The sequence below is a fragment of the Spirillospora sp. CA-142024 genome, from assembly GCF_050942325.1.
Taxonomy (GTDB): Bacteria; Actinomycetota; Actinomycetes; order Streptosporangiales; family Streptosporangiaceae; genus Spirillospora.
Genome location: NZ_CP192077.1, coordinates 4,651,100 through 4,671,521 on the forward strand (window position 1 = coordinate 4,651,100; position 20,422 = coordinate 4,671,521).

Consider the following 20,422-nt stretch of genomic DNA (forward strand, 5'->3'; position numbering starts at 1 on the left):
GCCCGCAAGGTCGGGGAGAAGCGCTTGCACTCCACGGTCGCCAAGGCCACCCGGCGGGCGGACCCGGCACTGCCGCGTGACCTGGTGACCACGCTGAAGACGCCGGAGGCAGGCAGTGCTCGGAGCTGGAGCGGTTGCGCCGGCCGCTGACGAGGATTCGGCCCAGCCCGCGATGCGGTCGGCCCTGGCCACCCGGCACATCACGGTGAAGCCGTTCCTGGCGCTGCTGGGTGAGTCGAAAGCACTGCCAGCTGCGACGGGCGGCGCCCGGTCCTGGCCGCGGGTGCTGTCTCCGAGCGCTGGCTCAGCGGAAGGTGAGCGACCTTGCGCGCGAGGTGGATGACAAGCTTGCCGCCGGCCTGGCGCGGTGCCGTCTATGCCAACCCTGATCTGCCCCAGGGGGCGGACGACCGCAACGCGTACGTGGTGTGCGTGCTGGAGCAGTGGCACCGGGCCCTGAACCGGCGCGACGTGTTCACCTCGCCCCCGCACCGCTGGTCCTACCCGCGCGCGGCTGCTGGACGGGCCCGAGCTGGAGAGGACGAGACCGGCGCTGAGCGAACCCCGGCCGCTGGGGCTTGTCGGCAAAGGATCGTTTTTATGACGGGGCAAGACGAACGAAGGAGAATCGAAAATGCTCTGAGATGGCATCGGAGCCGAAGCCGAATCGGTCGATCTTGTGTGGCCTCGCATCAGTTTTCTGATTGGTTACCTGTCGGTGTGCGGGGTTATCGCGGGTAGTTCCACAGTGATGCAGATCCCGCCGGCAGGGCGCGGGTTGAGGGTGAGTGTTCCGTCGTGTGCGTGGGTGATGGTTTTGACGATTGCCAAGCCGAGGCCGACGCCTGCGTGGTCGGTGTGTATGCGTTCGGTGCCGCGCTGGAAGGGTTCGGTGAGTGTCGAGGCCAGTTGTGGGGAGAGCTTCTCGCCGGTGTTTTCGACAGTGAGCACCGCGGTCTTGGAACGGACGCTGGTGTTGACCTGCACGGCGCCCTGTTCAGGCAGGTTGTGGACGATCGCGTTGTGCACGAGGTTCAAGGTCAGCTGCAGCAGGAGCGCTTGCGATCCGATCGTGGGGGTGATGTCGCCGCAGGTCTTGATGGTGACGCCGCGCTTCTCGGCGAGGGGGAGGAGTGTTTCGGTGGCCTCTTCCGCTATGAGTGACAGGTCGACGTGTTCTCGGGTGAAGGATCGCTGGTCAGCGCGGCTGAGCAGGAGCAGTGCCTCGGTGAGGTCGATCGCCCGGGTGTTGACGGCGTGGAGGCGGTCGATGATTTCGCCGGTGTCGTGGTTCGGATCGGTGCGCGCCACGTCGAGAAGTGTCTTCGAGATCGCCAGCGGGGTCCGCAGTTCGTGGGAGGCGTTGGCCGCGAATCTCCGCTGTTCGGCGACGTGTGCTTCAAGCCGAGCGAGCATCGTGTCGAAGGCGTCGGCGAGTTCGCGGAACTCATCATTGCGGCCCGGTAGCCGGATCCGATGGGAAAGAGATCCGTTCGTGGCCATGCGTGTGGCGTCCGCGATTCGGGTCAGCGGAGCGAGCATCCGGCCGGCGAGGATCCACCCTCCCGCGAGGCCGAACACCAGCAGGAACGCCAGTACTGCGGCCGCCCTCGGTCCAAAAACGCGCAGGAGGTTGGACCGGACGGGGAAGACAGCATGATTGGTGGTGTCACCCGGGACGATGAGCGCACGCTCAGGGACGTAACGCAGGAGGAACACCCACACCGCCGCGAGCAGCAGGGCGCCGGCAAGCATGAGGAATCCGGCGTAGGTGAGGGTGAGTTTGAGGCGAACGCTCAACCCAGGCGCTCTATCCACGGTCTTCTCCCTCGCGTCCGGCCTCGGGTTGCGTGTCGATGCGGTAGCCGACGCCTGGCATGGTGGCGATGATCCAGGGCTCGCCGAGACGCTTGCGGAGTGCCGAGACGGTGATGCGCACGGCGTTGGTGAACGGGTCGGCGTTCTCGTCCCACGCGCGTTCCAGGAGTTCCTCGGCGCTGACGACACCGCCTTCGGCGACGATGAGGATTTCGAGCACGGCGAACTGCTTCCTGGTCAGCGCGACGAAGCGGCCGTCACGGTAGACCTCCCTGCGGAACGGGTCCAGCCGCAGACCCGCGATCTCCCGCACCGGCGGCCTGTGGTGCGCGCGCCTGCGGTCGAGTGCTCTGAGCCTGAGCACGAGCTCTTGGAGCTCGAACGGTTTGGTGAGGTAGTCGTCGGCGCCGAGCTCGAAACCCGAGGCCTTGTCGTCGATCCGGTCGGCGGCGGTGAGCATGAGGATCGGCATGCCGCTGCCGGAGGCGACGATGCGTTTGGCGATCTCGTCACCGGTAGGTCCGGGGATGTCCCGGTCGAGGACGGCGATGTCGTAGGCGTTGACGCTCAACAGTTCCAGAGCCGTGTCGCCGTCACCGGCGATGTCGGCGGCGATCGCTTCCAGGCGCAGGCCGTCGCGGATGGCTTCCGCCATATAGGGCTCGTCCTCGGCGATCAATACGCGCATGCTCCGATGGTACGAGCCGGTGCATATTGTCGGCGTATCGAAAACCACATACGAGTCGGCAACACCACGCTGCCTTGACTGGCGGCATGACTCGAACTCCACAATCAGCACGAACAACGACCCGCGGGATTCCCAGGATCCTTGCCGCCGGCCTGATAGTCGTCATTGCAGCGATCGCCGCAGCGCTCGGCTACCAGTCGCAGAATGCCTCATCCTCCTCGGCCCCATCACCGCCCTCCCCGATTGCTCCGCGCAGTGAGCGCCCTGGTTCCCTCGGCGCGGGCGGCGCCGTCCCGGACGGCGTGACGGTGTTTGACGACGGCTATCCCGCCGTGGCCAACCTCGACCCCGATCTACTCCGGGCCCTGCGCGCAGCGGCGACGGATGCCGCCGACGACGGCGTCAAGTTCTACGTCAACAGCGGCTGGCGTTCTCCGGAGCGCCAGAACCAGCTTCTTCGTGAGGCGGTCTCGAAGTACGGCTCGGAAGAGGAAGCAGCCCGATGGGTGGCCACTGCGGACACGTCTCCTCACGTGTCGGGGGACGCGATCGACATCGGGCGGTCCAATGCCACGGCGTGGCTGTCCGAGCACGGCGCCGAGTACGGACTGTGCCAGATCTACAGGAACGAACCCTGGCACTACGAACTGCGCACCAATGCGATCGATCATGATTGCCCGCACATGTATGCCGATCCCACACAGGACCCGAGGATGCGGCAGTGACCGGCAGTGCCCACCTACCCGTCAAGCGAATGGTCCGCGAACACGACGAGCAGGTCGCCACGGCGGCGAGCACCTGATCATCTCGCTGCCTTGCGGCTGGTGTCTGGGGCAGGACTCCAGAGCTCCTTCACCACGCTCGCCTCTATGGTGCACGGTCGTCCGAAGAGACGGCCCGGTCCGGCGGTAGTTCGCTGAGGGCGTCGAGGCACCGGCTGTTCAACGGCTGGATGTCACTCACCTTGTGCCGGTCTCTCGATCTCGGCCGTGTTCGGATCGTGGCTTGTGCGTCTGCGGGATAGGTGCAGACGGCGCTGGTCGCGGTCCAAGCCGATGATGGTGACCTGGACGTCGTCGCCCGGCTCGGCGACCTGCTGGGGCGAATCGACCGGGACGTCGGCGAGCTCGTCCTTGTGAATGAGGCCCTGGACACCGTGGGCGACTTCGACGAACACCCCGAATGGAACGATCTTGGTGACGGTGCCGGTGAGGCGCTGCCCTTCAACGACGCTGTCGGCGAACACCTGGAACGGGTCCGGACGCAACGAGCGCAAGGAAAGCCGGGCCTCGCCGTTACTGGTGTCGAAGGCGAGAAACTCCCCGCGGACGCGCTGGCCGACGCGGACGACGTCGGCCGCCTCGTCGAAGTGCTCCCACGTCAGTTCGGGGATCGTGACGAACCCGACCCCGGGATAGACCGGGTGCCGCGGGCCTTCGTCCAGAGTGATGAACACGCCGAAGTTCTGGATGTCGGCGACCCTGCCGGTGAGCACGTCGCCGGTGCGCAGTCCCTTCAAGAAGCGCCAGAGTTCGGGATGCTCGGTCGCAGCAAGGGACAGCCAGACCCGCCCGGCGGCCTTGTCGACGGAGACGACTTCGGCCGTGACGCGCCGGCCGACTTTGACCGCGTCAGACCGCGTTCCCTCCCACGGGAAGTCCCTGATGCGCGCGGGCATTGATGAGGCGTCTCCGTCGAGCCGCATGCGCGGCCCGTACGGCCGCTGGTCGGCCACGACCGTCCCCGAGACGACGTCACCGACGGCGACCTCGCTCCCCGATCGAGGCGGCGGTTCGCCGGGCGCGTCAGCGTTCCAGGCGGCGGGCAGCGGCCCGTCGCACATCGCACAGGCGTAGTGGTCGTCCTTCACGATGTTGAGCTGGCCGCAGCACATGCATCGCCGGAAGACGAACGGCACCGTGAAGGACCCCGGGTGATCGAGGCCGGCATTTCCGAGGGCCGCCTGAACCGCGGTCCACGAGTCCAAGTCCGGGCAATAGCCGGTCGACTGGTTACTGATCTCGCTCACCCGCCAGCCCTCACCGCTCCCCGCGAAGGTGATCTCGCCGGCGCTCAGCACCGGCTCACCGCCCGCGCAGACGACATGCTCGCTGCGCCGCGGGGCGACGCGCAGTGTCAGGGTCTCGTCGATGACGAAGGTGAAGGGTTCCTCACGCTCCGGGACGTCCTGCCGGGCGAGCCACGCGGAGAGATCGCCGGGCGAGGTGATCGGCTGCCCCCTCCCGTCCGACCAGATCTGCATGCGGATCTCGTCCGGTCCGATGTACCGGTAGCGACGCTGCGCGGAGAGGCCCAAGGCTGCAGCGAACGCCGAGAACGTCGGCGCGACGACCCGCCAGGCGCACCGGTGCGGGTCGGTCCACCAGTCGCTGGCGACGACCCTCGGATCGTCGCTGCCGGTCCGGTAGTCCAATGCGATGGCGACGTCGTCCCCGGGGTTGCGGTTGACCCCGATCAGCACGGCCAGATCGGCATCGAGCCAGGGAAGCTCGACCAGATCGGTGGCCTGGCTGCCGCGGGCCTGCCGGAAGAGCTCGGCGGTGGCGTGGTGGTCGGTGATCCTGTCGAGGGACGCGGATTCACGCCCTATCTGATGCACGTCCGCAAGGAGATCCACCGGGTCCTCGAACCACGGCATGACGGCGCGCAGCCGTGTGTCGTCTTGAGCCGGCCAGCCTCCGGAGGCCATCAACTCGATCAGCAGAACGGGCAAGGGCAGACCACGGACATAGATCCGCGAAGGACGCATGCCGCCCAGACTCCCATGATCAAGCCCGCCCCGGAAACGGACCCGGGAACCCAATGTCAGTTTCCGAGGTCCGCTTCACGAATGTCAGAAGACCTGCGCACAGTGGCAGTCGATCGACTTGCCGTGACATTCGTACGAACGGCCGGTTCAGCGGTATCCATGCGATCTCAGTCCTCAGGAGCGACATTGGGGGACTGCTGCAGGAGTCGGCTCGGGATGCGGTCCACGGCGATGGCGATTGCTTGAGCGGGGGTGCTGACCTGGGCCAGGGCCGGGCCGCCCCACCATTTCCTGATGGTGTACTCGCCGTCTCCACGAGGCGAGTCCACCGAGACGAAACTCGGTGTGCCGAAAGGAGTCGGCGAGTGAGGGAGATCGTGCGCTTGGGGCGGCCGACCTCCAGCAGCGGGACGTAGGCGAGGTGGGCGGTCTCGCTGGGGAAGCTGCGCGGCGGAGCCTCGGTGGAGGCGGTGCTCGACGACGTCGACGCGAGCGTCGAAGAGGACGCCTGGCAGACCCGCACGGCCGCCGTCCGGCCCCTGGCCGAGAACCACGCCCCGGACCTGGGCCGCGCCCTCTGCCCCCAACTCCCTCGGCGGCTGTGTTGACCGTGACCTCTGCGCTCTCTGGAGCCCGGCGACCAGGAATGTCGGGGGAGAGCGTCCCAGGACGTCCTGGGAACCGCGGTCGGATAGGCAGGGTGCAGGCCTTCGGTGCTCCAAGGGCCGGTAGGCCGTCCCCCGTGGTGATCCAGGCGGGGACGGGCGGGCGGACAGAAATCTTGAGGAAGATGGTTTGGTGCAGGTTCGGCGGGTGACCCTTTTAGAAAATGAGCCTCTCTGGAGTTCAGTAGCCAGGGAGGCCCTGTTTTGTGGGAAGACTTCCGCGTGCCGTGAATACCACGCTGGCCCTGGCGGCCACCGTGGGCGCCTATCTGACCGTCGGACCAGTTGCTGCGACGCTCATCGTCGCGGCGGCTGCCGTGCTGGTCTCGCTCATCGCCACCATCACAATGGTCGCGATCTTCGGTTCCGAGCGTCGTCAGCACGCCGCTCTGGCCGTCCTTCGCCTGCTGTTGGAGCTGCGACCCGACCGTGAGGTCCGGTCCGAACGATCTGAGCGCAGCTTGCCGCCGCCGGACCCGCCTGAGCAGGGGTAGACGGGGTCGCCGTAGCCAGCGCACGAACAAGATTCCGTTTTGGTATTGGCCGGTGACGGGTCGCGGGCCCGATGATGCCGCTCGTACGGTGCGCGGGTGGCGACCAGGGTTGTTCTCTAAGGTCCACGTCTACCGGCCCGCCGCCGGCGGCCCCGGCACCTACCCCAACCTGGAGACGGTGCTGACCCAGCCCATCAAGTGGGACGTCCTCGCCCACGACTACGGCCAGGTCATCAAGTACACCACCGCGATCCGCACCCGCGCCGCCTCCACCGAAGCGATCCTGGCATGCTTCACCCGCTCCCCGTCCCACCCCGCCTACCAGGCCATGCTGGAGATCGGCCGCGCTCAGCGCACCTGGTTCGCCGCCCCCTACCTGCGCGAACGCGACCTGCAACGCGAGATCGAAGAGGGCCTGAACATGGTGGAGCCCTGGAACGTCAACACCCTCATACTCCAAGACGTTCCTGCCGAACCCGAGTGGGCCGACCGGCGCGGCCTCAGTCCGCAGTTCTGGACCCACGTACGCCCATACGACGAGGTCCACTGGACCCTGGAGCACGCCTGGCGATCGGCGCGACCGGCAACCCGTGACGCTTGATCCTCTGCCCAATCCCCGCGCCATTTAGGTCTCACCGGACTGATGCACGATCAGATCAGACTGACACCTGCTCGCGCATCGGTCCCTTCTTCCAGGCTCGCCCTCTCGGACAAGCCAGATCAGATGACACCCTTCCGTGCGGCAGTCCCGTTCTTGCGCTGGTTGGCATTGAATCGCGCCTTCTTCTGACGATTCCCGCACGTGTTCATGTCACACCATTTTCGGGTGCGACTCTGACTGGTGTCGAAGAACGCGGCTTGGCAGGTTGGTGATGCACACAAGGCCAATTTTCCGTCTCGTTCGCCTGCGATGATGCTGATCGCATCGGCGGCGATTACGCTTAGGGCATCTTCTATGCAGGAAGCCGAGCTAAGTCGCCATTGACGATTTTTCTCGGGCGTCAGGATGGCCGCGGCCCGACCCTGAATGCTTCGATCATTGATGATTTGGATGGCAGACGTAGGGAGAGCGCCTTGGATGGCAGCCGCCGTCGCGGCGGCGTGAATTGATTCCCTCAGTTCCCAAGCGAGTTCGAGTTGGGCGGTGGTGCAGGAGTCCACGGCCAGGCCATACACTGCCAGCCAGTCGACGAGTCGCTGCGGTGTGGGAATGCGCTCCACAGCGTTGCCATGACGCTCCGTCAAAGTCCCCGTGAAGCTGGTCGCCAGCACGGTACCGAGGCGAAAGTCAGGGAATCCAGCACGCATGGAACCACCTTAGCCTCAATCGTCCATTCGAGGACCGCATCCGGCCCGCCAAAGACTCGGCGCTGGGCCGGTTCCCGTCGCGGGAGTTCGCGATCAACACCCCTTGGTTGACACTTACCCGGATCGCCGCCGACTTGGTCACCTGGACCCGACTGCTCGCGCGTGGGTCCTGGCCGCGTGCGAACCGAAGGCCATCCGCTACCGATTCTTGCACGCCTCATCCGACTCACTCTCGGCGCGCGCGGGCGACGGATGCGCCTGTCTGAAACCTGGCCCTTGGGCAAGCCGCGATCGTCACGATCTCCGCCAACATCGCAACCCGCCTGACCAGACCCTGTCCACCCACGAGGCACCCCAGAGACCCGGTAGCCCGGCAGCGTCGGCCGACACCCCGCCATGCCCGCCGGTGAACCCAGCGAGCCTGGTCACGGGTAACGACGCAAACGCCCCGCCCCAGCGACCTTCATGAAAGACCAGGGCAGCTGGTTGCACGCTGGCATGAAGACATGTTAGAACCGCCTTAGCCGGTTCCGCAATGGCCAGGAGGTCTCATGCCCCGTCCAACCAGCGACGTGCAGGCGTTTGAAGCCCACTCAACTGACGCTGACCTCGACGATCTGCGCGCGCGATTGGCCGCGGCGCGGCTACCGGAGGCCGAGACGGTCTATCGCGCCGCGCCCGACCCGCGCCGATGGGACCAGGGCGTTCCTCTCGCGGACCTCGTCGACGTCGTGAACTACTGGCGCACCGGGTACAACTGGCGGTCGTTCGAAGAGCAACTCAACCGGATCGGCCAGTTCCGCACGACCATTGATGATCTGGGAATCCACTTCCTGCACCGTCGGTCCGCACGCGCAGATGCCACTCCTCTGATCTTGACCCACGGCTGGCCAGACAGCATTGTTCGGTTCATCGATGTAGTAGACGAGCTGGCAGATCCGAAAGATGCAGACGCGCCGGCGTTCCACGTCGTGGTCCCGTCACTGCCAGGCTTTGGTTACAGCGACAAGCCGGCCACCACCGGGTGGGGAACCGAAAAGATCGCGGCCGCATGGGTGGAACTGATGAGAAGGCTCGGCTACAGCAGGTTCGCAGCCCACGGCGGCGACTGGGGAGGTAATATCACCACGGTTCTCGGCGGCAGGTTCCCGGAGCACGTTCTCGGCATCCACACAACGTTCGCGGAGGGACCGCCCGGGTTGACAACGGACGGGCTGACGGCGGTCGAGCGCAAGTGGACACAGGAAACCCGCCATTTCTGGCGCCACCACGGGGCGTACGCGAAGCAGCAGGCGACCCGACCGCAGACCATCGGCTACTCGCTCGTCGACTCACCGGTCGGGCTTCTTGCCTGGATCCTTGACAAGTTCGCCGAATGGACAGACACCGAAGACAGCCCGTTCGAGACGATCTCCAGAGACCGCGTTCTTGACGACGTCACCCTGTATTGGCTGACGCGGACCGGCGCATCGGCGGCCCGCATTTACTACGAAAGCCACAACTCGCTGGACCCCGAACTCCGGGTCGACGTCCCGTCAGCACTCACCATGTATCCCCGCGACGTCGAGAAGTGTCCGCGCCCCTGGGCACAGGAGCGGTACCGACAGATCGTCCGATGGAGGTCCCCCGAAATCGGGGGACACTTCCCGGCGCTGGAGGTTCCCGAGTTTTTCGTCAAGGACCTACAAGAAGGCCTCGCGGCTGTGCTGGCCGCTGATCGGTGAACGCGGCTGGGTGCCGGGACTCGGAGTTCGCGCCGCCGAGGTCGGGGCCAGGTCGCCGCGGCCGGACAAAGCGGCCGGTGCCGCCCGCGTCACGGCGGACCCGGATCACGGTTGCCGGGGCTGGTTTCGTCGCTCGGAGCACCACCACCGCGATCCGACACCGCCTGCCGGATTTCTTTGAAGAAACTTCCGGGACGCCGGTCGTCAGCGATCCACCACCTCAAACGCGTCCAGCGCGGACCAGCTCTGCGACCAGATCGATCAAGAAGAACCCGACCAGTGGTGGCGGGCGTCGAACGACCCGGGCGTGAGGGCCAACCTCGTCTCCGGCGCAGCCGCCCGCAAGGCCATCAACACCGGCCAGACCATCCGTCCCCGCGGCCAAGGCCACTCGATCCCGCCTCTCTGCACCACTCACGCTGCACCACTCACGCTGCACCACTCACGCTGCACCACTCACGCTGCACCACTCACGCTGCACCACCCGCACCGACAGAGCGCCGCCCTGGCCGACGCCGCCGCCGGACTGGCCGTCCGCAGGCGCACCGGGTTTCCTCCACCCGCGTCCCCGCGGCCGGCCGGCCATTGCCACCAGGTAACCGACCAACACCGCAGCCAGCGCCCGGCTCGGTTACTCGTCTTCACCGTCATCAAGGTCGCGCAGTTCACGAACGATCGGTCGACCCCGTGGCCCCTTTTCTGCCGTGTTCAGGCCGTCCCCCGAATCAGGTGGGATGTGGAGCCGTGCCAGAGGCGTTGGGTGGGGTGATGTGGTCATGCGGCGGAGGCTGGTCGCGGGCCGCCAGTTGCTCGCCGGCTTGACGGGCTTGGGCTTCGGCTTGGGCGGCGCGTTCGCGTTGACGAGCGGCGTCGGCGCGGGCGGTGTCGCGGTCGCGTTCGACCGACTGCAGCGTGGCCGTCAGCGTGCGCTCGGCGAGGCGGGCTTCCTCGGCCTCGCGTCGAACGTCCTCGAGTTGCTGCTGGAGCGTCGTGGCGGTCTTCTCGGCCTTGTCCGCCAGCGCGGTGGCGGCAGCGGCGGCGCGTTCGGCGGCGATGGCGCGCCCGTCGGCCTCGTCGGCTCTGGTCGTGCCGGCTCGCGCCGCCTCTTCGGCGGTGCGCGCCACGATCTGCGCCACGGCCAGATCGGCGCGGCTCTGCGCCAACTGCTCCTGTGCCTGTTGGCGGGCGGAGGTCTCGGCCTCCAGCCGGGACAGGGCGTCGCGGAGTTGCTCGGCCACCGCCTCCTCGGCCTGCTTGGCTAGCGTGGCCGCACGTTCGGCCTGGGTGCGCGCCTGCTGATGGGCCGTGACGGTGTCAGCCGCCTGCTGCTTGACCCGAGCGGTCTCAGCCTGCGCCTGTCGCGACGCCTCCTCGGCGTCACGTCGGGCTATTCGTTCCTGCTGGCAGGCGGTGTCGGCGCGAGCGGCGCGCTCCTTGGCCCGTTCGGCGCTGCGCTGCGCGTCGGCCGCCTGGTCGCGGGCCTCTGCCGCGTCGGCCTTGGCCGCGGCGACCTCGGCGCTGCTGGCCTCCTTGATCGCGGTGAGCGCGTCGATCGTCTGCTGCAGGAGCGCCTGCAGGTCGGCCATGGCGGGCACCGTCTCGTCAGCTACCGCGGCCACCAGCCGGAGCGGGTCGCTGATCGCTTCGGCCAGCCGGGTCTCCCGTTGCGCCTGGGCGCGTTCCTTGCAGTCCCGGGGCGGTGGGCAGTACAGCCGCCGGCGGCCTCCCTTGTACTTGCCGTCGCGGCGCCGCCGCGGCTCGGGCAGCGGCTCTCTGCAGACCTGGCAGCGTCCGTGCGGAGCCGCGTCGTCCACCTCGCCGCTTCCTGGCTCGCCCGCAACAGGCTGTGCGGAGTCGTCATTCGGGTCGCCCGGGTCAGACGGGACGGCGCCGCGCGCGTCCGTCGCAGGGGAGGGGACAGGAGCCGTCCCCGTATCCGCACCCTTCTCGCCCTCCTCGGTCGTCGGGCCAGGACGTTCGAGCGTGCCGGGCGAGGCTTCCGACGCGGTGGAGAGATCGGCTTGAGCAGGGTCCGGACTGTCGATCATGATCGAGACTCTAGCAGAGTGTGTTACGCAAAACACGAAACATGTTTCGAGTATCGTTCAACTTAACTGTCAAGATCACTAGTAGTACATGAGAATGACTCTTATCATTCACTAACTGCTCAGACCGGGCTCGGTTGCGGACGAGTGCAGGGGCTGGGTGGAGTACGAGTTGGCGGAGTTGTTCGCGCAGGGTGCCGGGGTTGATAGCAGGCCGGCGCGTCGTCCGGGGAATGGCCATCGGGCGTCGGGGGCGGTCGTTCGAGCGGTTGCAGCCAGTTCAAGGGGCGGAGCCGCGACAGGTTCGGGAACCGGGGGTGTCGGTAAGACTCGTGCAACCAGGTACAAGGGTTTGAGTCAGCCCAGGTCAGCCGGGCGCATAAGGATCTTTCGCGGTTCGGGTGACGGCCTGGATCTTGCGCGGCCAGTATTGATCCGGATTCGTAGGGTTTGCGGCGGTCGGCGGGAGGGCGGCCGTGGCTTGCGAGAGAGCCGGATGCCGTGGCGCGGACGCTGGATGAAGACGAGCTGGTCGGGAACTGGACGCTGGTCGGAGACGAGCTGGCGTTGTTGTCGAACCGGCGGGCGCCCACCAAGCTGGCGTTCGTTATCTGGAGCCGTTGAGCCCGTGTCCGTGACGTAGACAACCTGAGTGAGAGCTCCCCGATCATCGTGGTGGATGCGGTTATCTCCTGCTGTCCGTCACGGAGAAGCGGGGGTGCGATGCGGGTACAGCGGGTGCTCATGCCGGGATCGGAGGCGGAGTCGTGGACTCTGCTGGGAGATGACCACGTCCCGGTGGAGCCGGTGGAGCGGTTCCTGGCGTATCTGGCCGCGATCGAGAAGTCGCCGAACACGCTCAAGGCCTACGCCCATGATCTGAAGGACTGGTTCACGTTTCTGGCTGGCCGTGAGCTCGACTGGCAGATCGTCACGATCGAGGATGTGGCCGGGTTCGTCGCGTGGCTGCGGTTGCCGCCGCAGGCCCGGGACGGAAAGGTCGCCGTCCTGCCGACCGTCGAACACCACTGCTCGGAAGCGAGCGTGAACCGCAAGCTCGCGGCCTTGACGTCGTTCTGCGAGTTCCACTCCCGCCATGGGGTGGAGTTGGCCGGCTTGCTCATCACCATGCAGCCGGCAGGACGCCGCGGCGGCGGGTCGGCGACGTCCTACAAGCCGTTCCTGCACCACGTCACCAAGAGTGGCCCGCAGCGGCGACGCACGATCAAGCTGAAGACCTCCAAGCCCAGGCCGAAGGTCCTCACCGCGACCGAGGCCCAGACGATCCTGGACGCCTGCGATCACCTACGTGATCGGCTGCTCTTCGCGCTGCTGCTGGATTGCGGGGTCAGGATCGGTGAGGCGCTCGGCTTGCGGCACGAGGACATGGGCATCGCCGAGAAGAGCGTCATCGTCTGCCCGCGGCCCAACGACAATCACGCCCGCGCCAAAGCCGGCATCTCGCGGACCATCCCGGCCAGCGCGGAGCTGATGAGGCTCTATGCGGACTACCTGAACACCGAGTACGGCGCTCTGGACTCCGACTACGTCTTCGTCAACCTCTGGGCCGAACCGCTCGGCCGCCCCTGGACCTACCCGGCCGTCTATGACCTGGTCCTAAGGCTGCGGGAACGGACCGGGATCGACTTCGAACCCCACCAGTGGCGCCACACCTACGCGACCTGGCTGCTCCGCCGAGGCGCCGGGATGGAAACGGTCAAGGAGTGCCTCGGGCACGCCTCGATTACCACGACGATCGACACCTATGGCCACCTCGACGTCGAGGATGCACGGCGCACCCTGGAGGCCGCCGGTTGGTTCACCGGACGGGAGGTGCGGCTGTGACCAGCGCGTCAATCGCCACGAAGGCGACCGCGAGCGGGTTGCTGGAGAAGCTGATGGGCGCTGTTCGGCCCGAGTTCCGAGTCGACGTCCTCACCCCTGATCAGGACGACCCGGTGCTCGGCTGGGTGGCTTGCCACGTCGCCGGATGTGATCGGCCCTGCGCCGAGTACGCACTCTGCCGCGGCCATGGTCAGCGTTGGAGAAGGCGAGGTTACCCCGACAAGGAGGACTTCATCGCCGATCCCGGCCCACCCCTGCGCGGCCGAAGCAGGCTCACCAGCTGCACCGTGACCGACTGCCACTACGGAGCCAGCGGGCAGGGGCTCTGCGCCAAGCACCGCGACCGCTGGCAACGGGCGGGGCGCCCGGATCCGGTGGTCTGGGCCGCGACGGCCGCGGCGGTCGCCGATCCCGCCAACCAGGTCGAGTGCCGACTGTCGTTCTGCGATCTCTGGACGGAAGGCGGCCACGAGTTCTGCAAGGCCCACCACACCCGATGGCGCCAGGACGGCTTCGGTGAAATAGCGGAGTTCGTCACCGACTGCGAACGCTTCGGCAAGGCCTTCATCGACTTCCGCGGTCTCGGACCGCAGGTCAAGCTCGAACTCCAGTACGCAGTGCAGTGCCGCTGCGATGCGAAGGAATCTTCCCTGCCCTGGGGCGTCGCGAACTGGGCCATCCGGCGAGCCCGCGAGTCCGGGGTCACCTCGCTGCTCGACCGCGAGGCTGAGGAGTGGCGCCAGATGGCACGGGCGCGCCAGCGGAGGCCGGGATGGGAGAACTTCCGGAGCAGGAACGAGACGTTCATCGTCTTGGCCCGCGATGTCGTCGAGACCTTGCGCGACGGATCAGGATGGGAGACGGAGTTTCCGCGTGACGTCTGGCGGCTGAGCAAGCTGCCGGGCTTGAAACGCAGCTCCAGCCGCCCTCGAATGCGCTCCAGCCTGCGGTTCGACCGGATCGCTCAGCCCTGGCTCAAAGAGCTCGGCAAGCGCTGGGTTCGGCTGCGGCTGACGTCAGGACTTTACGTCGCGACGGTCGTCGGAGACGTGCATGCACTCACCAAGTTCAGCGAGTTCCTCGCCGCGGCCGCCACGGACGTCGACGCCCTGGCCGGCATCGATCGTTCGTTGCTGGAGCGGTATCTGGCCTGGCTGACCGACCAGCCCGGCGGAGTCAGCGCCAACGAAGGCCGCGTCGGCGGCCTCCACCTGTTCTTCCAGGCCATCCGCCAGCACGGATGGGACGACACTCTGCCGACCACGGCGGTGTTCTTCACCGGAGACTTCCCCCGCCGGCGAAGCGGCGCCACCACCCGCTACCTCGCCGAGCACGTGATGGCCCAGATCGAGACATCGACGAACCTGGACCGCTGGCACTACCCCGAAGGCCGCTTGATCACCATGATCCTCATTCGTGGCGGGCTTCGTGTCTCCTCGGCCGCCAGCCTGGCCTTCGACTGCTTGCTCCACGACGGCCAAGGCGCCCCTTACCTGCGCTACTACAACACCAAGATGGAACGCGACGCCGCCGTTCCCATAGATGAGGAACTTGAGGCCGAGATCCGCGCTCAGCAGCGGCGCGTCCTCGACCGTTGGCCCGAGGGCAACCCCAACCTGTTCCCCAGAGCCAGGATGAACGCCGATGGACGGCGACCGCTTTCGCCCGACACCTACCGGCAGTGGATGCACCGCTGGCTTGCGACCTGCGAGGTCCGCGACGAGCACGGCCGCCCCGTTCACCTCACGCCGCACCAATGGAGGCACACCTTCGCGACCCGCCTGATCAACCGGGACGTCCCGCAAGAGGTCATCCGCGTCCTCCTCGACCACGAGTCAACGCAGATGACCGCCCACTACGCCAAGATCACCGATAAGACCGTCCGGCGGCGTTGGGAGGCGGCCACCAAGGTCAACATCAAGGGCGAGCGCGTCGCCCTCGACCCGGACGGCCCCCTCGCCCAGGCCCAGTGGGCCAAGACCCGCTACGGGATGGCCACCCAGACCCTCCCCAACGGCTACTGCGGTCTGCCCGTTCAGAAGAGCTGCCCGCACGCGAACGCGTGCCTGACCTGCCCGGTCTTCATCACCGGGCCGGAGTTCCTGCCCGAACTGCGTGAGCAGCGGCACCGCACGCTCACCCTGATCGAGGTTTCGGCCGGCAAGGGGCAGACCCGAGTCGCGGAGATGAACCAGCAGGTCCTGACCAACCTGGACCGGATGATCGGCGAGATCGAACCCGACGAGCAAGGCGAGGATGCCGATGCGGGCTGACAACACCCATCACGTCGTCGCGGCCGCCCGGCGGCGAGCCGAGCAGACCCGTGAACGCGCCGTCGCCGCGCTGCGGCGCATGGACGCCACCGGCCAGCGGATCACCTTCGACGCAGTCGCTCAGGAGGCTGGCGTCTCCCGGTCCTGGCTCTATGCCCAGGACGATCTGCGCACCGAGATCGAACGGCTCCGAGAGCGAAACGCGCCCTCGCCCTCGACAGCGACACCCCAGCGGCAACGGGCCTCCGACGTCTCGTTGCTGCGCCGCCTGGAGGCGGCCACCGCTCGGATCAGCCAGCTCGAAGCCGACAACCGGCAGCTCCGCGACGCTCTCGCCCGGGCGCTCGGCGAACGAAGGGCTGCCGAGGTGACCGGCCGAACCGGCGACCGTGACACGCCGAAGGGCCGCACCTCAAAACTCGTCGGTCCCTGCTGACCGAGCAACCCCCATCGCCTCGTCAACGACACCATCCAGCTCGTATCACAGCAGGTCACAGCAATGATCGAAATTCGAGCTAAAGATAAGCTTCGCGTTGATGCTGCGGTTCTACACGCGGCATGGCCGGTTTCCGCGTGGGCGGGCGGAGTTCGCCGACGAGGTGGTCGGCTACGTCGCCCGGCAGGTCAAAGTGCCGGCCTCGGAGCTGGGGCTGTATGACTGGACCGGCCGGACGATCGAGTACCACCGCGCCCAGATCCGCGACCACCTGGGGTTTCGGGTGTGCGGGGTGGTCGACGCCGAGAAGCTGACGCAGTGGCTGGCGGCCGAGGTGGCGCACGCGGAACCTCACCCGGACCGGGTCCGGGAGGAGTTGCTGCGGCACTGCCGTGAGGAGCGGATCGAGCCACCCACGCCGGACCGGGTCACTCGGATGGTGCGGTCGGCGCTGCACGTCGCCGAGGAGGTCCCCGGCCGGCTGCCGCCGATCACGGGGCCGGGAATAAGCCGACCACACCGCGCAGGTGTGTGGCCAGATTGGGTGCTGGTGCGCGGCCAGGGGGTGCGGGCTGGTGGCCAGGAAGAGTGCAGGTCCTCGGGGGCGTCGCCAGGATCGGCGGGCACCGGACCTCGCCAGCTCAGTAAGCCGGATCCCCCGAAAACTGGACCCCGAACACAACGTGTGCCGGGGTCCAGACTATTGATTCAGGGGCACCCGAACACAAACGTGTGCCGGGGTCCAGATTATTGATTCAGGGTCAGGTCAGCCCTGAGTCTTGTTGGGGTCGAAGGTCCCGTCGACGCCGGGCCTGGAGTTCTCCAGAGCCTGCTGACCGGACACGCCGTTGTTGAGGTTGTGCTCCAGGCGCTGCGCGCTCTCCTTCTGCACCGCCTCGACGTCCGACCAGGCGCCGGACTCGGACTGGGATCCGCTGGTGTCGGACATGTGCGTCTCCTTAGATGTGGTGGATCTGGTTTGGCTTTGCGATTAAGACCGTCCGTAATTGCCGACGATCCGCCACCGAGGGGGAACTAAGCGTCAGCCCTCGGGGACAACGGCACCCCTGCCGGCCCAGCCGGACTCCCGGCGCAGCGGCCGCGCGACGTGCGCCGACGCGATCAGGCGTGCAGTAGCGGGCGTCGGCACTGCGGCCAGACAGGATCCGGCCGCAGTGCGCGCAGTGCAGCTGTTGCGCCAGCGGCGCCCGTTTGGCGGCGTGTACACGCCATGACCTGCACAGAGCCCTCCACTTTGGCCTTGAGGCCACGTTCGGGAGAAAACCGCCGTCTCGGCCGCAGACCTGCAGAACGCGACCGGGCTCACCCCGGAACAATTCCTCGCCGCGGTGCAGTGGCTGGAGCGCGACGATCACTAGCGACCGGTAACCCACTGACCGCGCCCTGAGCAACCACTCCTGCTCTAGCACCCTCGTTTGCGGCTGGTGACACGTTCGTTAACGGCACCCGGAGTTGTTCGCGCAGCGTGCCGGGGTTGATAGCTGGCCGGTGCGTCGTCCGGGGAATGGCCATCGGACGTCGGGGGCGGTCGTTCGAGCGGTTGCAGCCAGTTCAAGGGGCGGAGCCGCCAAGTTCGGGAACCGTCACGGGTGGTTCACCGGTCTCATCCGCGGCTTGCCGCGGTGGCGCTGCAACCGCTGCGAGCAATCCTGCTGCTTCCCTGGCTCGTCGCCGCGCCAGGCGGCCGTGTCCAGGATCTCAAGATCATGGGGATCGTCGTCCGTCGGCGGCAGGGGACACAGGTCGAGCACGACCATCCCTGTCCGCCGCGCCGGTTCCCGGCACCGGCCGCACGCGTAGAAGCGGCCGCCCGACAGCCAGGCCCCGCGGGGGAGCCGGAGCGTGAACTTCTCCGTCTCGTAGTAGGTGGACGGATCGGGGACCGGCACAGAAATCGCACACCAGCGTTCCGCACCGCACGGCGCTTATGTCGAAGGCCGCCATGTCCTGCCTGGCGGCGTGCGCGGTGTCCCGTCGACCCGGGACCGGCATGCCCCGGTGATGCTCTGGGCCGGCTGGACCTTCGGACCACGGAAGGGGTAAAGAAGAGCGCTCCGTGCCCTGTGCCTCTCCGCACACGCCGAATTGGCCAAGAAAGGAATCTGGAATGGAGGGTGGCAGCACCAGGGGCCACGCTCGTGCAGTCGTGCACGCCCTACGCCGTGCGTTGTTCCGATGCGGAATCGTCAATCGGTCCGAGCGCGGAGGCTCCGCGCCAGGGTGGGGATCATCACCGTCGCGGGGACGAGGTGCAGCCCGAGGAGGGCGGTGATGGTGGCGGTGTTCGCCCCGGAGAGGAGAGGCGGGATCAACGAGATCGCGGTCAGCGACACTGCCGTCCACACGAATCGGGCGGCGGGGCGAGCGCTCCAGCGAAGAAGAGCGACGGCGATGACGATGCCCACGACCGAGAAGAAGCCGGTCACCACGGCGAACCCGGGCAACGGGATCGACTCGCCACCATCGGGGACCTCGAAGTCGACGCCGACGGCCCGGGCGAGCGCGGCGGCAAGGGGCGTGGCCACCATCGCTGCGAGCGCGGCAACCAAGCCGGTGCCGGCGAGCCCGCGGAGTCGGTGGCCCGATGCCGGGCCTGCGACGACCCCGGTGTCATTCATGCTGTTCATGTCATCCTCCATCATTCGATGACCGGCGTAGGCGTGTGTTGACTGGCAAATGACGGTCCTGGCCTTGGGGGTGACGATGCGCACCCTCGCCGTGCGACGGCCGGGGTTCCGCAGGGCGCGGACGCCGGTGCCGCGAAGCCAGAACCCGGCGTCGCGTCCGAGGACCGGCCCCGGCTCGCCGTCGCGCAGCTCCAACTGCACCCGTCCGCGGGTGACGACGCCGAACGCGTCGCACCACTCGGCCGCGACCACCGCGACACGCGCGCCACCGCGCAGCGCGAGCGTCCGCACCGGGACTACTCCGTGCCGTCCGCCGGCAGGTGCTCCGGCAGCCCGAGCCGCGGGAACCGGTCGTCGTGGAAGGTGATGATCTCGGTGATCGCGCCGCCGGTGACGCGCAGGACGTCGATCGTCAGCGGCAGGTACGCGCCCTCCTGCTCCCGCCAGAGGTAGAAGGCGACGGCGGGCTGCCGGTTCACGGAGGTTTGGACGGCGCGCAGGCCCTTCATGCTCTCGAAGCCGTCCTCGACCCAGTCGTTCACCACCACGTCGCGGCCGACGTACAGACCCGGCGTGGGCGGCATCGAGCATCGGACGTCGTCCCGCAGCAGTGCGGTGAGCCGGTCGATGTCCGTGGCGACACTGGCGTCGGTGAAGCGGCGCACCACCTCGCGCGTCCCGGCGTCCTGTTCGCCGCCGGCCCAGTCCTGCCGCTCGGCGGGCAGGTGCTCCCGCATGCCGGCGCGGGCCCGCTGCAGCGCGCTGTTCACGGAGTTGACGGAGTCCCCGAGGAGCTCCGCGACGTCCTTCGCCGGCCAGCCGAGCACGTCCCGCAGGATCAGCACGGCCCGCGGACGCGGCGCGAGGTGCTGGACCGCGACCAGGTACGCCAGCTCGATCGTCTCCCGCGCGACCGCGACGGCCTCCGGCTCGTCCGCGTCGCCCGCAGGCAGCTCGTCGAGGAGCCGGTCCGGGTAGGGCTGCAGCCACGGCACCTCGCCGCCGGTCGCGGGCTCCGGGCGGCGCTTGGCGAGCAGGTCCAGGCAGGCGTTGGTGGCGATCCGGTACAGCCAGGCCCGGAACGTCGACCGACCCGCGAAGGTCTCCCGCCGCCGCCAGGCACGCAGGAAGGTCTCCTGCACGGTGTCCTCGGCGTCCTCGAACGACCCGAGCATCCGGTAGCAGTGCACGTGCAGCTCCCGCCGGTGTCGCTCCGCCAGCCCAGAGAACGCCGGCTCGTCGACCTCGCCCAGACCGTTCACGCCCAGTTCCCCCAGCCGCGTGTCCGCACTCATCACGTCATCCTTCCGCCTCGTCGTGTCCCGTCATAGTTGTGACGGGTGCGGGCGCGACAACTCATCACTGGGGGCCGGTTGGCACGGCTGATCCAGTGGCGGATCCGGCGGCAGAGCATGACGTGCGGCACGGCGAGGAGGGCGCGGGTGCGCGACCGCGTGGCGGGCGCCGGGGTCGCCTGGCCACGACGACGCGGCGGGCATGGACGCACGGGCACGGCACGAGGTCCACCGAAAGGGTGGGCTTGATCTTGGAGCCGGACCCGGCTCACCTGGGGAGACCGGCTCACCTGGGGAGATAGGCGCCCGAAGGGATTCGAACCCCGGCACTGTTGCATACCGGATCGGCGGACACGCTAGGCCCGCGCACGCGGGGCATCGCATGACCTCCCCGAACGATCAACCGGAGGCGC

Annotated in this window: 20 protein-coding genes; 10 read left to right on the forward strand and 10 right to left on the reverse strand. The window is 67.7% G+C overall.

Annotation, left to right across the window (positions count from 1 at the left end; translation table 11 throughout):
* Positions 1-708: 708 nt before the first annotated feature.
* A complete protein-coding gene (locus ACQPZP_RS22375) occupies positions 709-1,800 on the reverse strand; it encodes a sensor histidine kinase (RefSeq protein WP_433471688.1) in 1,092 nt (363 codons plus the stop codon).
* Positions 1,801-1,810: 10 nt separating this feature from the next.
* The gene (locus tag ACQPZP_RS22380) at positions 1,811-2,506 is read right to left on the reverse strand and encodes a response regulator transcription factor (protein WP_433471689.1); all 696 of its coding nucleotides are present in this window, start codon (positions 2,504-2,506) and stop codon (positions 1,811-1,813) included.
* An 86-nt stretch (positions 2,507-2,592) separates the two neighbouring features.
* Between ACQPZP_RS22380 and ACQPZP_RS22385 the strand changes: the two genes are divergently transcribed.
* The gene (locus tag ACQPZP_RS22385) at positions 2,593-3,231 is read left to right on the forward strand and encodes a M15 family metallopeptidase (RefSeq protein WP_433471690.1); all 639 of its coding nucleotides are present in this window, start codon (positions 2,593-2,595) and stop codon (positions 3,229-3,231) included.
* Positions 3,232-3,461: 230 nt separating this feature from the next.
* Here the strand turns inward: ACQPZP_RS22385 and ACQPZP_RS22390 are convergent, their stop codons facing one another.
* Together ACQPZP_RS22390 and ACQPZP_RS22395 are read right to left on the reverse strand one after the other, a co-directional pair.
* Complete coding sequence (locus ACQPZP_RS22390) at positions 3,462-5,240, reverse strand: S1 RNA-binding domain-containing protein (protein WP_433471691.1); 1,779 nt, start codon at positions 5,238-5,240, stop codon at positions 3,462-3,464.
* A 203-nt stretch (positions 5,241-5,443) separates the two neighbouring features.
* The gene (locus ACQPZP_RS22395; RefSeq protein ID WP_433479654.1) at positions 5,444-5,791 is read right to left on the reverse strand and encodes a DUF6193 family natural product biosynthesis protein; all 348 of its coding nucleotides are present in this window, start codon (positions 5,789-5,791) and stop codon (positions 5,444-5,446) included.
* On the opposite strand from ACQPZP_RS22395, the gene ACQPZP_RS22400 reads away from it, so the two are divergent.
* The 3 genes from ACQPZP_RS22400 (at position 5,738) to ACQPZP_RS22410 (ending at position 7,036) form a co-directional block, all read left to right on the forward strand.
* Positions 5,738-5,884: a hypothetical protein gene (locus tag ACQPZP_RS22400; RefSeq protein WP_433479778.1), complete on the forward strand. Its 147-nt coding sequence runs from the start codon at positions 5,738-5,740 to the stop codon at positions 5,882-5,884. The genes ACQPZP_RS22395 and ACQPZP_RS22400 overlap by 54 nt on opposite strands.
* A gap of 284 nt (positions 5,885-6,168) precedes the next feature.
* Positions 6,169-6,435 (forward strand): hypothetical protein, encoded by a 267-nt coding sequence (locus ACQPZP_RS22405; RefSeq protein WP_433471692.1) that lies wholly within the window; start codon positions 6,169-6,171, stop codon positions 6,433-6,435.
* A 109-nt stretch (positions 6,436-6,544) separates the two neighbouring features.
* Entirely contained in the window at positions 6,545-7,036 is a 492-nt protein-coding gene (locus tag ACQPZP_RS22410; RefSeq protein ID WP_433471693.1) for a Tn3 family transposase, read from the forward strand.
* Positions 7,037-7,155: 119 nt separating this feature from the next.
* Here ACQPZP_RS22410 and ACQPZP_RS22415 read toward each other — a convergent pair whose 3' ends face one another.
* Complete coding sequence (locus tag ACQPZP_RS22415) at positions 7,156-7,743, reverse strand: CGNR zinc finger domain-containing protein (RefSeq protein WP_433471694.1); 588 nt, start codon at positions 7,741-7,743, stop codon at positions 7,156-7,158.
* A gap of 551 nt (positions 7,744-8,294) precedes the next feature.
* Here ACQPZP_RS22415 and ACQPZP_RS22420 point away from each other — a divergent pair.
* Positions 8,295-9,467, forward strand: a complete 1,173-nt coding sequence (locus ACQPZP_RS22420) for an epoxide hydrolase family protein (protein WP_433471695.1) — start codon at positions 8,295-8,297, stop codon at positions 9,465-9,467.
* A 725-nt stretch (positions 9,468-10,192) separates the two neighbouring features.
* Here the strand turns inward: ACQPZP_RS22420 and ACQPZP_RS22425 are convergent.
* Positions 10,193-11,515, reverse strand: a complete 1,323-nt coding sequence (locus ACQPZP_RS22425) for a hypothetical protein (RefSeq protein WP_433471696.1) — start codon at positions 11,513-11,515, stop codon at positions 10,193-10,195.
* A gap of 498 nt (positions 11,516-12,013) precedes the next feature.
* Between ACQPZP_RS22425 and ACQPZP_RS22430 the strand changes: the two genes are divergently transcribed.
* The 5 genes from ACQPZP_RS22430 to ACQPZP_RS22450 all read left to right on the forward strand — a co-directional run bounded on the left by ACQPZP_RS22430 (position 12,014) and on the right by ACQPZP_RS22450 (position 16,820).
* Positions 12,014-12,136 (forward strand): hypothetical protein, encoded by a 123-nt coding sequence (locus tag ACQPZP_RS22430; protein ID WP_433471697.1) that lies wholly within the window; start codon positions 12,014-12,016, stop codon positions 12,134-12,136.
* 99 nt (positions 12,137-12,235) lie between these two features.
* Positions 12,236-13,357, forward strand: a complete 1,122-nt coding sequence (locus ACQPZP_RS22435; protein WP_433471698.1) for a tyrosine-type recombinase/integrase — start codon at positions 12,236-12,238, stop codon at positions 13,355-13,357.
* Positions 13,354-15,630 carry a tyrosine-type recombinase/integrase gene (locus tag ACQPZP_RS22440; RefSeq protein WP_433471699.1) on the forward strand — a complete coding sequence of 759 codons (2,277 nt, stop codon included), beginning with the start codon at positions 13,354-13,356 and terminating at the stop codon, positions 15,628-15,630. Before ACQPZP_RS22435 ends, ACQPZP_RS22440 begins: the two co-directional genes overlap by 4 nt.
* Entirely contained in the window at positions 15,620-16,066 is a 447-nt protein-coding gene (locus tag ACQPZP_RS22445) for a DUF6262 family protein (RefSeq protein ID WP_433471700.1), read from the forward strand. Before ACQPZP_RS22440 ends, ACQPZP_RS22445 begins: the two co-directional genes overlap by 11 nt.
* An 85-nt stretch (positions 16,067-16,151) precedes the next feature.
* Entirely contained in the window at positions 16,152-16,820 is a 669-nt protein-coding gene (locus ACQPZP_RS22450; RefSeq protein ID WP_433479655.1) for a DUF4158 domain-containing protein, read from the forward strand.
* Positions 16,821-16,832: 12 nt separating this feature from the next.
* On the opposite strand, the gene ACQPZP_RS22455 is transcribed toward ACQPZP_RS22450, so the two are convergent.
* The 4 genes from ACQPZP_RS22455 to ACQPZP_RS22470 all read right to left on the reverse strand — a co-directional run bounded on the left by ACQPZP_RS22455 (position 16,833) and on the right by ACQPZP_RS22470 (position 20,009).
* Entirely contained in the window at positions 16,833-17,015 is a 183-nt protein-coding gene (locus tag ACQPZP_RS22455) for a hypothetical protein (RefSeq protein ID WP_433471701.1), read from the reverse strand.
* Between the two features lie 655 nt (positions 17,016-17,670).
* On the reverse strand, positions 17,671-17,976 hold the full coding sequence (locus ACQPZP_RS22460; protein ID WP_433471702.1) for a hypothetical protein: 306 nt from the start codon (positions 17,974-17,976) through the stop codon (positions 17,671-17,673).
* 297 nt (positions 17,977-18,273) lie between these two features.
* On the reverse strand, positions 18,274-19,005 hold the full coding sequence (locus tag ACQPZP_RS22465) for a DUF6069 family protein (RefSeq protein ID WP_433471703.1): 732 nt from the start codon (positions 19,003-19,005) through the stop codon (positions 18,274-18,276).
* Positions 19,006-19,010: 5 nt separating this feature from the next.
* Positions 19,011-20,009: an RNA polymerase subunit sigma-70 gene (locus ACQPZP_RS22470; protein ID WP_433471704.1), complete on the reverse strand. Its 999-nt coding sequence runs from the start codon at positions 20,007-20,009 to the stop codon at positions 19,011-19,013.
* Between the last annotated feature and the right edge of the window lie 413 nt (positions 20,010-20,422).

Coding starts and splice junctions, on each gene's coding strand:
- ACQPZP_RS22425 (WP_433471696.1), bottom strand. CDS start 11,515: ATGATCGACAGTCCGGACCCTGCTCAAGCCGATCTCTCCACCGCGTCG.
- ACQPZP_RS22470 (WP_433471704.1), bottom strand. CDS start 20,009: ATGAGTGCGGACACGCGGCTGGGGGAACTGGGCGTGAACGGTCTGGGC.
- ACQPZP_RS22455 (WP_433471701.1), bottom strand. CDS start 17,015: ATGTCCGACACCAGCGGATCCCAGTCCGAGTCCGGCGCCTGGTCGGAC.
- ACQPZP_RS22385 (WP_433471690.1), top strand. CDS start 2,593: ATGACTCGAACTCCACAATCAGCACGAACAACGACCCGCGGGATTCCC.
- ACQPZP_RS22420 (WP_433471695.1), top strand. CDS start 8,295: ATGCCCCGTCCAACCAGCGACGTGCAGGCGTTTGAAGCCCACTCAACT.
- ACQPZP_RS22380 (WP_433471689.1), bottom strand. CDS start 2,506: ATGCGCGTATTGATCGCCGAGGACGAGCCCTATATGGCGGAAGCCATC.
- ACQPZP_RS22445 (WP_433471700.1), top strand. CDS start 15,620: ATGCGGGCTGACAACACCCATCACGTCGTCGCGGCCGCCCGGCGGCGA.
- ACQPZP_RS22415 (WP_433471694.1), bottom strand. CDS start 7,743: ATGCGTGCTGGATTCCCTGACTTTCGCCTCGGTACCGTGCTGGCGACC.
- ACQPZP_RS22435 (WP_433471698.1), top strand. CDS start 12,236: ATGCGGGTACAGCGGGTGCTCATGCCGGGATCGGAGGCGGAGTCGTGG.